Annotated in this window: 15 protein-coding genes and 1 tRNA gene; 5 read left to right on the forward strand and 11 right to left on the reverse strand. The window is 36.4% G+C overall.

Annotated features, from left to right (window positions below; genetic code table 11):
- Positions 1-263: 263 nt before the first annotated feature.
- From ESU54_RS06415 to ESU54_RS06420, 3 genes are all read right to left on the reverse strand, one after another.
- Complete coding sequence (locus ESU54_RS06415; protein WP_249041324.1) at positions 264-1,367, reverse strand: tyrosine-type recombinase/integrase; 1,104 nt, start codon at positions 1,365-1,367, stop codon at positions 264-266.
- Between the two features lie 1,069 nt (positions 1,368-2,436).
- Positions 2,437-2,583 carry a hypothetical protein gene (locus ESU54_RS17800; RefSeq protein ID WP_160113312.1) on the reverse strand — a complete coding sequence of 49 codons (147 nt, stop codon included), beginning with the start codon at positions 2,581-2,583 and terminating at the stop codon, positions 2,437-2,439.
- 351 nt (positions 2,584-2,934) lie between these two features.
- A tRNA-Met gene (locus ESU54_RS06420) sits at positions 2,935-3,008 on the reverse strand.
- Positions 3,009-3,213: 205 nt separating this feature from the next.
- Between ESU54_RS06420 and ESU54_RS06425 the strand changes: the two genes are divergently transcribed.
- Together ESU54_RS06425 and ESU54_RS06430 are read left to right on the forward strand one after the other, a co-directional pair.
- Complete coding sequence (locus ESU54_RS06425; RefSeq protein ID WP_111845848.1) at positions 3,214-3,600, forward strand: START-like domain-containing protein; 387 nt, start codon at positions 3,214-3,216, stop codon at positions 3,598-3,600.
- A gap of 56 nt (positions 3,601-3,656) precedes the next feature.
- On the forward strand, positions 3,657-4,502 hold the full coding sequence (locus tag ESU54_RS06430; protein WP_111845849.1) for an aminotransferase class IV: 846 nt from the start codon (positions 3,657-3,659) through the stop codon (positions 4,500-4,502).
- Here the strand turns inward: ESU54_RS06430 and ESU54_RS06435 are convergent.
- From ESU54_RS06435 to ESU54_RS06455, 5 genes are all read right to left on the reverse strand, one after another.
- Positions 4,499-5,059 (reverse strand): YqgE/AlgH family protein, encoded by a 561-nt coding sequence (locus ESU54_RS06435; protein ID WP_111845850.1) that lies wholly within the window; start codon positions 5,057-5,059, stop codon positions 4,499-4,501. The two genes, ESU54_RS06430 and ESU54_RS06435, sit on opposite strands and share 4 nt — an antisense overlap.
- Positions 5,060-5,263: 204 nt before the next feature.
- On the reverse strand, positions 5,264-5,536 hold the full coding sequence (locus tag ESU54_RS06440) for an HU family DNA-binding protein (RefSeq protein WP_111845851.1): 273 nt from the start codon (positions 5,534-5,536) through the stop codon (positions 5,264-5,266).
- Between the two features lie 181 nt (positions 5,537-5,717).
- Positions 5,718-6,668 carry a methionyl-tRNA formyltransferase gene (gene fmt, locus ESU54_RS06445; RefSeq protein ID WP_111845852.1) on the reverse strand — a complete coding sequence of 317 codons (951 nt, stop codon included), beginning with the start codon at positions 6,666-6,668 and terminating at the stop codon, positions 5,718-5,720.
- Between the two features lie 4 nt (positions 6,669-6,672).
- The gene (locus ESU54_RS06450) at positions 6,673-8,571 is read right to left on the reverse strand and encodes a RecQ family ATP-dependent DNA helicase (RefSeq protein ID WP_111845853.1); all 1,899 of its coding nucleotides are present in this window, start codon (positions 8,569-8,571) and stop codon (positions 6,673-6,675) included.
- The gene (locus ESU54_RS06455) at positions 8,568-9,116 is read right to left on the reverse strand and encodes an AAA family ATPase (protein ID WP_111845874.1); all 549 of its coding nucleotides are present in this window, start codon (positions 9,114-9,116) and stop codon (positions 8,568-8,570) included. Before ESU54_RS06455 ends, ESU54_RS06450 begins: the two co-directional genes overlap by 4 nt.
- A gap of 84 nt (positions 9,117-9,200) precedes the next feature.
- Here ESU54_RS06455 and ESU54_RS06460 point away from each other — a divergent pair, with 84 nt between their 5' ends.
- The 3 genes from ESU54_RS06460 (at position 9,201) to murA (ending at position 11,571) form a co-directional block, all read left to right on the forward strand.
- Entirely contained in the window at positions 9,201-9,491 is a 291-nt protein-coding gene (locus ESU54_RS06460) for a DUF493 family protein (protein WP_111845854.1), read from the forward strand.
- A 74-nt stretch (positions 9,492-9,565) separates the two neighbouring features.
- Positions 9,566-10,240: a DUF4290 domain-containing protein gene (locus ESU54_RS06465; RefSeq protein ID WP_111845855.1), complete on the forward strand. Its 675-nt coding sequence runs from the start codon at positions 9,566-9,568 to the stop codon at positions 10,238-10,240.
- Between the two features lie 17 nt (positions 10,241-10,257).
- Positions 10,258-11,571: a UDP-N-acetylglucosamine 1-carboxyvinyltransferase gene (gene murA / locus ESU54_RS06470; protein ID WP_111845856.1), complete on the forward strand. Its 1,314-nt coding sequence runs from the start codon at positions 10,258-10,260 to the stop codon at positions 11,569-11,571.
- Positions 11,572-11,577: 6 nt separating this feature from the next.
- On the opposite strand, the gene ESU54_RS06475 is transcribed toward murA, so the two are convergent.
- The 3 genes from ESU54_RS06475 to ESU54_RS06485 all read right to left on the reverse strand — a co-directional run bounded on the left by ESU54_RS06475 (position 11,578) and on the right by ESU54_RS06485 (position 13,906).
- Positions 11,578-12,165 carry a tRNA (guanine-N1)-methyltransferase gene (locus tag ESU54_RS06475; protein WP_111845857.1) on the reverse strand — a complete coding sequence of 196 codons (588 nt, stop codon included), beginning with the start codon at positions 12,163-12,165 and terminating at the stop codon, positions 11,578-11,580.
- Positions 12,166-12,242: 77 nt separating this feature from the next.
- On the reverse strand, positions 12,243-12,491 hold the full coding sequence (locus ESU54_RS06480) for a (4Fe-4S)-binding protein (protein WP_111845858.1): 249 nt from the start codon (positions 12,489-12,491) through the stop codon (positions 12,243-12,245).
- Between the two features lie 110 nt (positions 12,492-12,601).
- Complete coding sequence (locus ESU54_RS06485; RefSeq protein ID WP_111845859.1) at positions 12,602-13,906, reverse strand: cryptochrome/photolyase family protein; 1,305 nt, start codon at positions 13,904-13,906, stop codon at positions 12,602-12,604.
- Positions 13,907-13,909: the final 3 nt, after the last annotated feature.

Raw genomic sequence — 13,909 nt, forward strand, 5'->3', positions numbered from 1 at the left:
TAGCATTTTTCTTTCCACGACCTCCTCCATAATCCTCTACTAATTCTCTTAATTCTTTTTTATAGAACATGATTGTCTTTTTTTATAAAACAACTCTCTATACGTGGTCAGTTAAATTTTTGCCAACTTGTTTATACTCCCAACTTTATTGGGTTTATCCCTTCAATTTGTTTGGCTAAACCCAAGTTTTAACAATTTTGTTGTGTTTAGTAAAAACAGCATAATGTAGCTTTTTAAAGAGGTTTACCAAACCTACTTATTTTTTATAAGTCATCAAAGGGGTTCTTTATGTTTTTTAGGCTTTTTTCGCTCACGTGGGTATATATCATCGTGGTATTGGGGCTGTTGTGACCCAAAAGAGATTGTATGTACCGAATGTCCGTTCCGCCTTCAAGCAAATGTGTTGCAAAACTGTGCCTTAGACTGTGCAAGGTAATGCCCTGTTTTAAAATGCTCGCTTTCCGCATTGCCTTTTTTAGTACTTGTTGTGCACTGCTAGCGGAGTATGGGCCGCCATCTTGCCCTTCAAAAAGATATATTTTGGGTTTATACGTTCTGTAATATGTTTCCAGCAATTGCAGGATGTTTGCGGAGAGTAGGGTGTAGCGGTCTTTTTTTCCCTTTGCCATTTTTATATGTATCAACATGCGGTGGCGGTCTATGTCTTGAGGTCTCAGCGCAAGCGCTTCACCAATGCGAAGTCCTGCGGAATAGATAAGCGATAACAAAGCACGGTGCTTTAAGTTATGGATGGCTTCAAAAATTTTTTTTATTTCTTCTTTGCTGAGCACCACGGGCAGGCGTTTCTCTTTCCGGGGACGTTCTATATTCATGCTTTCCACCTCCAAATTTTTGAAGGCGAAGTATTTTTTTATCCCATTGATGCACTGGTTTTGGTAGGAAATACTGTGCCCGCCCTTAAGTATATAGTCGTGGTTAAAACGTTGTAACCATAATACATCAGGATTTGCAGCTTGTTTAAGCTGCAAATATTGGAGGAAGAGCGCGGTAACGGCATGATAGGTGTTTACGGTACTTGCGGCAAGCCGTTTTTCCTGCATCCATCGTGCAAAGCGGGCGAGTTCCTTTTGTGTTGTTTCTGAAAGTTGTGGTAGGCTTAAGGGATTGCTAGTTTTAGCGACCATCGAAGGGCGGACAGGGTTTTTTTGTATTTGGCTATAATCTACATAAAGGTTCAGATCTCGCAGCTGTTTGTAAAGTGCCTTGAATATTATTTCATCATTAAAGGCATAAAAGCATTTTTTGGTAGCGCTCCAGTTCACGTAGGGCAGGGAGTTTATAAGTTCCTTTACAATATTATCATTGTCAAAGTTCAACTGGTAGGCTTGCCTGCCTTCGTGTTTCATTGGTATTATGGCAATAGTTCGCATAGTTACTATTAAAGATTCAAAAGTTACTTTTCAGCACTATCGAAATAAGCTCCTTTCGCTTAGTACCTATCCGTTATTCTACTCTAGACAGCAATCAGCTACTGTAGCCGTAGGTTATAATGGATGAGCGGACTGCTCTCGCTATCAAAAGTGCAGCTAATTATATAAATATAGTTAAAAACAATAATGCGCAATTACGGAAAACCGTAAGAGTGGGCTTATACACTGGGAAGAATACCAAATATAGTTTATAAATGGCAAAAAAGCAAAGTGAATCAAAAACAAAAACCCCAGCCATTAGGCCAGGGTTTATAAATTAAGTAGGAAGGGAGTTATTTCTTCCCTAAAAGCTTTTCCAAATAACTAATTTTTTAGCATCGCCACAATTTTGGATTTGGCGGTTACACTTTTGCCTGATGCACAATTGTTCAGTTATGATGCTTTGGAAGAGCTTTTATTGGAGGAGTAAGAAATTAATTTTCAATCTTATTAAAATGCTTATTACTAAAAAATTCCGTGAAAAATTTGCCTATTAATAGGTTGTTCGAAGGTTTTTCACGGAAAATTACTAAAAAACAAATTTGTAAAGATTGATAAATTGCTAAAAACAAGTGGTTTATAAAACAAAACATCGCGCAGCGTGTTATCCTCTTGCTTTACAAATTTTTTCCGCTCCGCTCCAAAAAAAGTAAACTTTCACTTAGTTAAAACAGGTTTAAATTTATAGCTACCCATTCCAATTTTTTAATATCAATTGCTTATTATCCTTAAAGAATAATCAGAAGAAAGAAGATTATTTATAGTTAAAGCAAAACGATTTACTTATTATATCTTGAGCGTTTTCCTTTCCTTTTTTGATTTATAGCAGAATCTCAAATACAGTAGAATTCGCCGCTTCAAAACCAGACATTATCCTCATCTTATTCTCAATTTACTTCCCATAGCGCCATCGCGTTACCTTTCCGATACTGTTCTATTTTAAAATTTAAAATTAGAAAAGGACTTATAAAAGGGAGCTTGCGACCGGTTATGCAGTGCTCTAATTTTAAATTTTAGATCTTTCTATCTGAAAGGTAACGGGGTGGTTGGATTTATAAATTTGATTTGGAATGTCTTGAAATGTTACTTTGGAAGCCTGAACACTAAACCCAGCAGGATCGGGCGGACTTAATTTCAAAATTTTATATTCCATTAATTTATTATTTAGAAGAATATTTAAATAAAATTTTGGGATTGTGTCCAAGACATTATAGAGAAGCGCATTTCCCGAAATGCAATGTAGCGGGAATGGGCTGGAACGACATTATACTTTAATATTAATTTTTAATTCAGTTGACTAATTTTTTCGGTGTTTGATGATGAGAAAATAATTGATATGATTTTTTTTTCGAATACATTTATCTCAATTATGATTCTATCTAGTCATTTAATATCGTTTAAAATTAAATAAAATGAGAAATCAAAAATGGCCAGATTCTGTACCTATTCTGTACCCACTGAAATAAAAAAGACTTCACATTTCTGTAAAGTCCTTATCTAACTGTAGCGAGAGGGGGGCACGATCCCCCGACCTCCGGGTTATGAATCCGACGCTCTAACCAACTGAGCTACCTCGCCATTTTTTTTCAAACCTATTCTAGCCGAAGCTTTTTGCATAGGCGGGTGCAAAGATAGAAACAAAATTATCTGTCGCAAATATTAGGTTCTGTTTTTATTTAAATTATTTCGCCTTTCTATATGTTTTTTTAAAAGAAAAATTCTCAATCTTTCATTTGAGGTTAAGATTAATATCTATATATTGGGCATCAACTAACAGAAAGCTATGGAAGACAAAATAAAATATGAAATGGAATTCCCCATTCAGGTTTCCCCTTCACTTTTATATCAATATATATCAACGCCTTCGGGACTTTCCGAATGGTATGCAGACAATGTAAATTCAAGAGGTGAATTTTACACTTTTATCTGGTCCCAAAGTGAAGAACGGGCAAAGCTCCTGAGCAAAAAAAGCCCAGAACGCATTAAATTTAGATGGGTTGAAGACGAAGACGAAGAGTTTTATTTTGAACTTCGTATTCAGGTTGATGAAATAACTAAAGACGTTTCCTTAATGGTAACCGATTTTGCTGAAGAAGATGAAGTGGAAGAAGGAAAAATGCTTTGGGAAAACATGGTTTCTAACCTAAAGTCAATTTTAGGTTCCGCCTAAAATCCCTTTAAAATATAATACCTTTGCACCGTCCATTAAAAAAGGACGGTTTTTTTATGGTGAATTTAAACGGAACACTGATAGCGAATGAAAAAGCAACTATTACAATAGATAATAGAGGTCTAAATTATGGCGATGCTGTTTTTGAAACATTGCGATTTTCAGGAGGAAAAATATACTTTTGGGAAGACCATTATTTTCGTCTTATGGCTTCTATGCGAATTCTTCGGATGGAAATTCCAATGAACTTTACAATGGAGTTTTTGGAGGAAGAAATATTGCGAACCATTACTTCACCAGAAAAAGAAGGGGTTTCACTTCGCGTAAAGCTACTTGTTTGGCGGAAAACTGGCGGGAAATACACACCAATTACTAATGATATTGAATATGTAATTTCCTTTGAAAAACTCGACGCGCCATTTTATACTTTAAATGAAGCGGATTATGAAGTTGAACTTTTTAAGGATCATTACATCACTTCGGGATTGCTTTCAACCCTAAAAACCAATAACAGGCTTATAAATATATTGGGTAGCATTTTCGCAAAAGAAAATGATTATCAAAACTGCTTGTTGTTGAATGAAAATAAGCAAGTGGTAGAAGCGCTGAACGGCAATCTGTTTTTGGTGTCTGGAAACACTATAAAAACGCCACCTTTAAAAGATGGTTGCCTCAACGGAATTCTTAGAAAACAACTTATCTCAATTCTTAAATTGATGCAGGACTTTACACTTGAAGAAGCATCAATTTCTCCTTTCGAACTTCAAAAGGCAGATGAAATCTTTATTACCAATATCATTCAAGGCATAGTGCCTATAACAAAATATCGCAAAAAGGAATTTAGGAATGAAGTGGCTAAACAGTTGTTGCCAAAACTGAATTTAAAGGCAAGAATAGGTTAATTGAAACTTGGGTTCTCGGGGGCATTGGACCACAAAACGTAATCGCCTCCAAACTCAATCATCTTTTCCTTCCAAAAGTTGGTATTGGTTTTCCCAATGATGGTATTGTTATAGTTATTTGGAACCACGACCCAGCTATTCACTTCTAGTTCCTGTTCCAACTGTTCGCTTTCCCAACCAGAATAGCCTAAGAAAAAACGAATTTGGTCTTTTTTCAGTTTGTCTTCCTTTAGCAAATCGATAATAGCGCTAAAATCTCCACCCCAATAGATTCCGTTGGAAATTTCAATACTGTCTGGAATAATTTCTGGAATGCAGTGTATAAAATAAAGATTGTCCTGTTCCACAGGTCCGCCATTATATACTGGAAGCTTTGAATTTACTTCTGGAACAAAGTCTCGCAGTTTGTGCTCTAGGGGTTTGTTAAGAATAAAACCAACCGAGCCGTTTTCATTATACTCTGCTAAAAGCACTACGGAACGGTTAAAAGAAACGTCCCCTATAATGGATGGCTCAGCAACCAATAATAATCCCTTGGCTGGTTTTAAGGTGGTCATATTGTTTTTTTTGGTTAAATAAATCTAAGTATTAAATTTAAGATTACCAAAAAAATACTAAATCGATGTTTAAATTATATTTTATTGATTAAAAGCTATAAAACATTACAGTATTCTAAATAACTAACTATCAATAAAATAAAAAAACCTTCTTTCCCAAGTTGTTGGTTAGAAGGTTTTTAAAATTTGTAAAATATTTTACAATTAGTTTACGCTGTTTTGTAAATCTGAACCAGCTTTGAACTTTACTACTTTTTTAGCAGCAATTTTAATGGTTTTACCAGTTTGAGGGTTTCTTCCTTCTCTGGCTGCTCTTTTTGATACTGACCAAGATCCGAAACCTACTAGAGATACTCTGTTACCTTTTTTAAGTGAGCCTTGAACGTTGCCCAAGAAAGACTCTAAAGATTTCTTAGCAGCAGCTTTTGTAATTCCGGCATCAGCTGCCATTGCATCGATTAAATCTGATTTGTTCATAATTTTTTTAAATTAAATTGTTGGTTAAACTTCGATTAATTGCTCTACAAATTTAGCAGGAATATTCGTTCAGGCAAGTAACGACGCAGTAAATCCCTGTTTTTGTTGATAACTTGGACTGTTTGTTAATAAACCCAGCGCTTTTTTTGGGTTTTTTAATGAAATCAGTACTGACAAGGGTTTACGATAGTTTGGAATCTTCATTAAAAGAATACCCATTCAAGAGAGAAAAAACATCCATTTTCCGTTTTCCGGGGAGTTGTATTTCCTTTATTACAATGTATCCGTCCAAACAAACAACTTTTAGTTCCTTTTTCGAAGTTTTAATAGTTCCCGGTTCAAAATTGTGAATGTCTTTTTCAAAATTGCCTGCATAGATTTTTGTTTTTAATTCTTCGTTATTATTATGAAGTATTGACCAAGCCACAGGATAGGGAGAAAGCCCACGTATAAAAGCATCAATATCTTCCCCAGGTTTTGTCCAGTCTATACGTGTGTTTTCTGGAGTAAGTTTTGGCGCGTCTTTTAAAGTGTTGTTTTGGGGTTGCGGTCTTGGGTCTGCATTCCCTTTTTCTATTAGGTTGAGTGTTTCCAAAACTAGCTCGCTTCCTTTCTGCATCAGCTTATCGTGAAGTGTTTCCGCATTTTCACGCTTATCTATAATAACTTCTTTATTTGCTATTATGGAACCAGTATCAATCTTTTCGTCAATAAAAAAAGTGGTGACACCTGTCTTTTCTTCCTTATTAATAAGAGCCCAATTAATAGGTGCAGCACCTCTATATTGCGGTAGGAGTGAAGCGTGTAGGTTGAAAGTCCCCAATTTGGGCATTTTCCAAACCGCTTTTGGAAGCATCCGAAAAGCCACTACAACTTGAAGGTTGGCGTTTAAATCTTTTAATTCTTTCAAAAAAGATTCGTCTTTCAAGTTTGTGGGTTGAAGAATTTTCAAATTTTGAGAAACCGCATACTCCTTTACCGCCGAACCCATTAATTTTCTTCCGCGTCCAGCGGGTTTGTCGGGAGCGGTGATTACCCCTACAATACTTTTACCAGCTTCAATCAGTTCTTTTAGAATTCCCACTGCAAAATCTGGGGTTCCCATAAACACTATTCTCAATTCGTTGTGCATTTCTTCAATTTAAATAATATTGGTTTTTAGGGTTAACTTTTATTTTCTCGGCATCCATTAACAAACGGAGCACCTTCAAAATATCGGTCTCTGCAAAAGTAAGTTTTTCTGAAATCTCCCGCGAACTTAAATCACCGCCTTCAACCAACGCAAGTATCTGTGTTGCGATCTGTTGCATTTCTCTGTTTGATAACTTGGAATTCTGTGTTCTGCAAACTGAGCAAATTCCGCATTTGCTGGCAGTTGTTTCGCCAAAGTATGAAACCAGTTGTACGCTTCGGCAAGTTTTGGTATTCGCAATATAGTTTAGAACAGAATTTACTTGGGCTATTTTTTTTCTATTCAGCGCTTCCACTTCACGCGAAATTACATTTATGGTTTTGTCGTCTTCCCTCGGTACGAGAAAGGTGAGCGTAGCATCGGTTATTTGCAGCATTATTTCTACAACTTGGTCGCGCTCCAATTTTTTTAAAATGGCAATAACAGTTTCAATAGATTGTCCCGTTTTGGAGACAATCAAATCTAAGTTGACTGACGTGGGCATTTCAAATATTCCGCCGTAAATCCTGAGGATGGTTTTCCCGATAACGGAAGCGGTTACGTCTTTTTCAAAATAATGCAGCACTTCTTCCGAAGAAATTAAAAACTGAACAATTGATTTTCGCCCGAATTCCTGTGAAAGCTGAATAATGCCCAAACGATCCAAATTGTTCAACGCATTATATGCTAGCAAGGTGTTGAGATTGTATGTTTTACAGAAATCAGAAAAACCGAAGTTGTGTTGGGTAAATTCCCCTTCTCCGTAAGGAATTTGGAAATAATTGTTCAGCGTGCGATATATTTTTTTTAATTCTGAAGTAGTCGGCAGCGATTCAACAAATTGCTGTTTTACATACATTTTATCGTACTCATTATAAAGGAGTATTGCTGTAGCGTAATCTCCATCGCGTCCAGCCCGTCCAGCTTCTTGAAAATAACTCTCCAGACTTTCGGGAATTTGAAGGTGAATTACGAAACGTACATTTGGATGGTCAATCCCCATTCCAAAAGCATTTGTAGCGACCATTGTTGAAAACGTCCCGTTTCGCCAAGACTGGAGTTTTTGTGCTTTTTCCTTTGTTGATATTCCGCCGTGATAAAAAGTGGCAGAAATTCCCAAACTGTTAAGCTGTTCGCTTATTTCAATGGTGCTTTTTCTGTTTCTTACATAAACAATGGCTGACCCTTTGTTGGTTTTAAGAAGCTGCTCTGCTTTATAGAGTTTATCTTCCTGCTTAAAAACTTGATACGAAAGATTTTCGCGAACAAATGAATTTTTGAAAACCGCGGGAAGCTCCATTTTTAATTCAAAAATGGTATCTTCCAAGACTTCGGGCGTTGCCGTTGCGGTAAGTGCAATTACGGGAATCAAAGGATGTATTTCCCGAAGCAATGTAATGTTTTTGTAAGCTGGCCGAAAATCATTTCCCCATTGAGATATGCAGTGGGCCTCATCAACAGCAATCAAATTTACATTCATTTGTTTGATGTAATTTTGAACTATTTCCTGCTGAAGCCGTTCGGGCGAGAGGTATAGGAATTTGTAGTTTCCGTAAAGCGCATTGTCCAGTAAGGTGTTCAACTCATCAAAAGATATTCCGCCAGTCAGTTTCAAAGCTTTTATGCCGTGTTCTTTCAAAGCATTTACTTGATCGCCCATCAGTGCCACCAAGGGCGAAACTACAATGCAGATGCCCTCCATTGCCATAGCTGGAACTTGAAAACACAATGATTTTCCACCGCCGGTAGGCAAAAGCGCCACAGTATCCTTTCCGTTCAATACCGAATTGATTATTTCTTCCTGCATTGGTTTGAAGGAAGTATAGCCCCAGTATTTGGTCAGGATGTCGCGGACATTTGTCAATTTGTTATTAAGTTAATGGTGGTTATTATAAACTGAACTCGTTCTTTAATAGTACCCACGGGTACTTCATGAATTTTGTAACCGTAATTTTGGTAACCATTTTTTAGGAAATGAAAAATTTTTTCAGCTTGCTCAAAAGATTCATAACGCTCATTGTCCTGTTCATAAATATCTTCCCAAGGTGGGAGCACGAAGATTTCATCGTATTTATATTTTAAGCAGGTATCTGAAAATTTTTCGGGATAATGTGTGTCTACAAAATCCATGTAAGCAGTAACATCAGGCATTCCGCGATCATAGAAAAGTATTTGGCTTGCATTATTTTTTCCTTCGTGAAATTGCTTCAATCGACCTTCCAGTAGTTTTTCACTAAAAAGAATTGGGTTCTCTAGAAATAGTTGTTCAATGCCTTCTTTTTGTGCTTCTAAGATAACATCCCTCGAAATTTCGTGTATAACGGCATGACCTTCTTTTTCCAAATAAGTAATAAGTGCTGTTTTTCCTGAACCAGGTCCGCCAGTGATTACAATTCTTTTCGTTTTCAAAAGTTTCAATTTTATACAAAGTAAGTAAATAAATATTTGTGGTGAAAGTGTATCTTTGTTGCTTACACAGTTACTATTATTTTAATGGATCAAGACAAGAATACCGCAGAATTTTACGAGCGTTTAAAAAAACAACTTGCAGAAGATGCCACTTGGCCATCGCCCTATCTTTTTAAATTTATAGTGCCTGCGAATCTTGAAAAGATTGCTGAAATAAGAGCTATTTACGACGGTACGGATGCCGAAATAACAACCCGCGATTCATCAAAAGGGACCTATTCTAGTGTTTCTATAAAAGTTACGATGGATTCTCCAGATGATGTGGTTAAAAAATATCTTGAAGTTTCCAAGGTTGAAGGTGTTATTTCACTATAATTTTTAGTATTTTGCGTGAGAAATGATTTTCAATCTTTCCGAATACACTAAATTCTTTCCTTAATAAAAACATTTTGATACAAGAAGTAGCACAAATAGAATATAATACAGAGCGCCCAAAATTGATTATTCCAGAATATGGACGTCATATTCAAAAAATGGTAGATCAAGCAATCGCCACAGAAGATAAAGACGAGCGAAATAAAATTGCCAAAAGCATAATTGCGGTAATGGGAAACCTAAACCCGCACCTTCGCGATGTTCCAGATTTTCAGCCAATGCTTTGGGATCAACTTTTTATTATCTCGGACTTTAAACTTGATGTAGATTCTCCTTTTCCAATTCCTTCTCGGGAAGAATTAATGGAGCGTCCCGAACCATTAAGCTATCCGCAAAATTTTCCTAAATATCGTTTTTATGGCAATAACATCAAAAGGATGATTGATGTAGCTAGTAGTTGGGAAGAAGGCGATAAAAAAGAAGGACTTGTACTTACCATTGCGAACCACATGAAAAAATGTTTCCTAAACTGGAACAAAGATACTGTGGAAGATGATGTTATTTTTGCCCATCTTTTTGAACTTTCTGAAGGGAAAATCAATCTTAAAAACAGCGATGAGGATTTAAGTGATGCTTCCAACTTGTTAAAAAACAAAAAACGTTTCAACACGAATACTTCTTCAGGTAAGAAAAATTACAAACCAAGCAATAGCAATAACAATAGCAACCGCAACCGCAAACGTTATTAAAATTTCAACCGTTATTTATGGGAACTTTCCAAATAGAGGGCGGGCATAAACTGAAAGGCGAAATTACGCCGCAGGGTGCCAAAAACGAAGCCTTACAAATTCTTTGTGCAGTATTATTGACTCCGGAAAAAGTTATTATCGAAAACATTCCAGATATTCTTGACGTCAATAAACTGATAAAAATATTAGAAAATCTTGGCGTAAAAATCCAAAAACTTGGAAAAGGCAAATACGCTTTTACGGCTGACGATATCAATTTAAACTACCTGGAATCCGAACTTTTTAAGCAAGAAGGAAGCTCGCTTCGTGGTTCCATTATGATTGTCGGCCCTTTATTGGCAAGATTCGGGAAAGGCTACATTCCAAGACCAGGTGGCGATAAAATTGGAAGAAGAAGACTGGATACACATTTTGAAGGTTTTATAAAACTTGGTGCCAAATTCAGATACAACAAAGAGGAGCGCTTTTATGGTGTTGAAGCTCCCAAAGGTTTAAAAGGAGCGTATATGCTTTTGGACCAAGCTTCTGTTACAGGAACTGCAAACATTATCATGGCAGCGGTTTTGGCTAAGGGCAAAACTACAATTTATAATGCCGCTTGCGAACCATATATCCAGCAACTATGCAAAATGCTGAACGCTATGGGAGCTAAAATAAGCGGTATTAGCTCTAACTTATTAGTAATTGAAGGTGTTGAAAGTCTAGGAGGCTGTAAACACAGGGTTTTGCCAGATATGATTGAAATAGGCAGTTGGATTGGTTTGGCTGCAATGACTCATAGCGAAATCACAATTAAAAATGTAAGCTGGGAAAATTTGGGATTAATTCCTGAAACCTTCAGAAAACTGGGTATTAAACTAAATAAGAAGGGGGATGATATTCATATTCCTTCACAAAAGGAATACGAAATTCAAGGCTATATTGATGGTTCTATTCTTACAGTAGCTGATGCGCCGTGGCCTGGTTTTACACCAGATTTATTGAGTATTGTTCTTGTGGTCTGTACCCAAGCAAAAGGAAGCGTGCTCATTCACCAAAAAATGTTTGAAAGTCGTTTGTTTTTCGTGGATAAGTTAATAGATATGGGTGCGAAAATCATTCTTTGTGATCCGCACAGGGCCACAGTTATTGGCCATAATTTTCAATCAAACCTTAAAGCTACAACAATGGTTTCTCCAGATATTAGAGCTGGTATTTCATTGTTGATTGCAGCACTTTCTGCGGAAGGTATAAGTACAATCCACAATATTGAACAGATAGACAGAGGTTATGAAAATATTGACGAAAGACTTCGGGCAATCGGCGCAAAAATAACGCGCACAGAGCCTTAAAAGGAGTTAACCCTTTCTATTCTTATTAATTTCATCTTGTAGTTTTCTGCGAAGTTTTTGTTCGCGCTCCAAACTGTTTCGACGGTAATCTTCCAGTTCAATTTCCATCTCAGCCATATTTAGTTGTGCGGCGTTGGTGATTTTGTGACTGTTCAAAAATCTGTAGAATAAAAAACCACTTATAAATAGTAAAATCACGATAATACCCCACATTATAGAGTTGTAAGCGGCTTTGGAAGTTAGAATTCCAAAAACAGCTATTCCATCCTCTTTTTCTTTTGAGTTAGCCAGGTTTTGCTGAGTGTTCTTTAAATTTTGGCGAAGCGAATCAACTTCATTTTTTTGTTGTGTCAACTCGATTTGCTGGGTCTTTATTTTTTCCTCCAAAGAAGAAACTGAATCTAAAATATTTCGCTTTAAAGTAGCTAGCTGCGTTTTTTTCACAACCTTATACTCTTGATAACTGTTGCTTTTGTCAAAAGCATCGGTCATTTGTTCGTTTAGGGTGTTTTTTTTTACTTGAATTGAATCCTGTGCAGTAATTGTCAGCGTAAAAAGGAATAGGGGAAATGTCAGTAAGATAATCTTCTTCATGGTTTCAGGTTTGTGTGCAATGCTTTATTTAACAGTGCAAGAGTAGAAAAATTGTGCACAACCACCCAAATTTTACTTCAAATTACAAAATCTTTAACAAACTGTTTAGTTTTTATATTAGAACATGCGAGTGCTCCAGAGGGACATTTTTTTACCTGTGAGATGATTTTCTTTGTACTAGCACCTTCTAAATCAATCCATGGAATCACAGAAGTTTTAAATACTTCCGAAAGCCCTTTTGCACAAGCTTCGGCATGGATGCAACGACTTGGTTCATAGGTGACAATAACTTCACCATTGCTATATACGTTTTTGTAGGTTTCCATAGATTTACAATTTGGGTCTGTATATACAGTTTTAATTTTAATCGATAAAACTACACCTTTTATCGATATAATACATGTAATTAAGAATAATCGTACAGATATTAACAAATTTACGAAACCGCATCTTTGTAAACTTGTAAACATCTTTCACGTGCTTTTTTGTGGTCAACCAATTTTTCGGAATAATTTTCGGTTTCAAATTCTGGAACATATTTTTTTATGTATTTGTAATCTTTGTCAAACTTTTCAATTTGTGTAGTTGGGTTAAAAATTCTAAAATACGGGGCGGCATCAACGCCACTTCCAGCTGCCCATTGCCAATTACCAACGTTGCTAGCCATTTCATAATCTAGTAACTTTACAGCAAAATAAGCTTCGCCCCAACGCCAGTCTATTAAAAGATGTTTGCATAGAAAGCTGGCCACGACCATTCGCACGCGATTGTGCATATATCCTGTTTCATTAAGTTGGCGCATTCCAGCGTCTACTAACGGATAACCAGTTTGTCCGTCTTGCCATTTTTTGAATTCAGTTTCATTGTTGCGCCACTCAATACGGTCATATTTCTTTTTAAAAGCATTTGCTACCGTTTCGGGGAAGTGCCACAGTATTTGCATAAAGAATTCACGCCAAATTAGCTCCTGCCAAAAGACCTCGTTCTTTTCAGCAGTTGCTTTTTTTATCATTTTTCGAATACTTACTGTGCCAAAACGCAAATGTGGGCCTAAATGCGTAGTTGCATCTTCCGAGGGAAAGTTTCTTCGTTGCTCGTATTCTTGAATAGTAGTAGGGGTAACGTCGTAGTCGGGAACTTCAATTTTTGATTTTTTGAAGCCAATATCGCTAAGTGTAAGATTGGGCAATTGAGCGTTTTGATATAGTTTTTTTAGAAATTCACTCGTGTAATAAATCTTTTCATCATTTTCTTCTTTAAATTTCTCCTTCCACTTTTTCATATAAGGAGTGTAAACGATATATGGTTCGCCGTCACTTTTTACAACTTCGTCTTTTTCAAAAATCACTTGGTCTTTAAAAGTATAGAAACCGATGTTTTCTTTGGAAAGTAGTTTTTCTATTTGCTCATCACGTTTTTTCGCGTAAGGCTCATAATCGCGATTTGTTATTACGTGTTGGACGTCAAATTCTGAAATTATTTTCTTGAAAACTTCTTCGGGTTTGCCGTGATACATTGCGAGGCTACTGCCGTGTTCTTGCAGTTCATTCCGCATTTTTTGAAGCGTTTCAAAAATAAAAGTAACACGGGCATCGTCTTTTGGGAGCTCGTTCAATATTTCTGAATCAAATATAAATATTGGAATTACTGGAAACTTTCCGTGTAGTGCTTTGTAAAAACCTAAGTTGTCATCTAATCGCAGATCTCTTCGGAACCAAAATATGTTTACTTTTTCTTTCAAATC

The sequence above is a fragment of the Aequorivita antarctica genome (assembly GCF_007997155.1).
GTDB classification, from domain to species: domain Bacteria; phylum Bacteroidota; class Bacteroidia; order Flavobacteriales; family Flavobacteriaceae; genus Aequorivita; species Aequorivita antarctica.

Coding starts and splice junctions, on each gene's coding strand:
- fmt (WP_111845852.1), bottom strand. CDS start 6,668: ATGCACAACGAATTGAGAATAGTGTTTATGGGAACCCCAGATTTTGCA.
- ESU54_RS06460 (WP_111845854.1), top strand. CDS start 9,201: ATGGATCAAGACAAGAATACCGCAGAATTTTACGAGCGTTTAAAAAAA.
- murA (WP_111845856.1), top strand. CDS start 10,258: ATGGGAACTTTCCAAATAGAGGGCGGGCATAAACTGAAAGGCGAAATT.
- ESU54_RS06430 (WP_111845849.1), top strand. CDS start 3,657: ATGGTGAATTTAAACGGAACACTGATAGCGAATGAAAAAGCAACTATT.
- ESU54_RS06475 (WP_111845857.1), bottom strand. CDS start 12,165: ATGAAGAAGATTATCTTACTGACATTTCCCCTATTCCTTTTTACGCTG.
- ESU54_RS06480 (WP_111845858.1), bottom strand. CDS start 12,491: ATGGAAACCTACAAAAACGTATATAGCAATGGTGAAGTTATTGTCACC.
- ESU54_RS17800 (WP_160113312.1), bottom strand. CDS start 2,583: ATGGAATATAAAATTTTGAAATTAAGTCCGCCCGATCCTGCTGGGTTT.
- ESU54_RS06435 (WP_111845850.1), bottom strand. CDS start 5,059: ATGACCACCTTAAAACCAGCCAAGGGATTATTATTGGTTGCTGAGCCA.
- ESU54_RS06425 (WP_111845848.1), top strand. CDS start 3,214: ATGGAAGACAAAATAAAATATGAAATGGAATTCCCCATTCAGGTTTCC.
- ESU54_RS06440 (WP_111845851.1), bottom strand. CDS start 5,536: ATGAACAAATCAGATTTAATCGATGCAATGGCAGCTGATGCCGGAATT.
- ESU54_RS06415 (WP_249041324.1), bottom strand. CDS start 1,367: ATGAAACACGAAGGCAGGCAAGCCTACCAGTTGAACTTTGACAATGAT.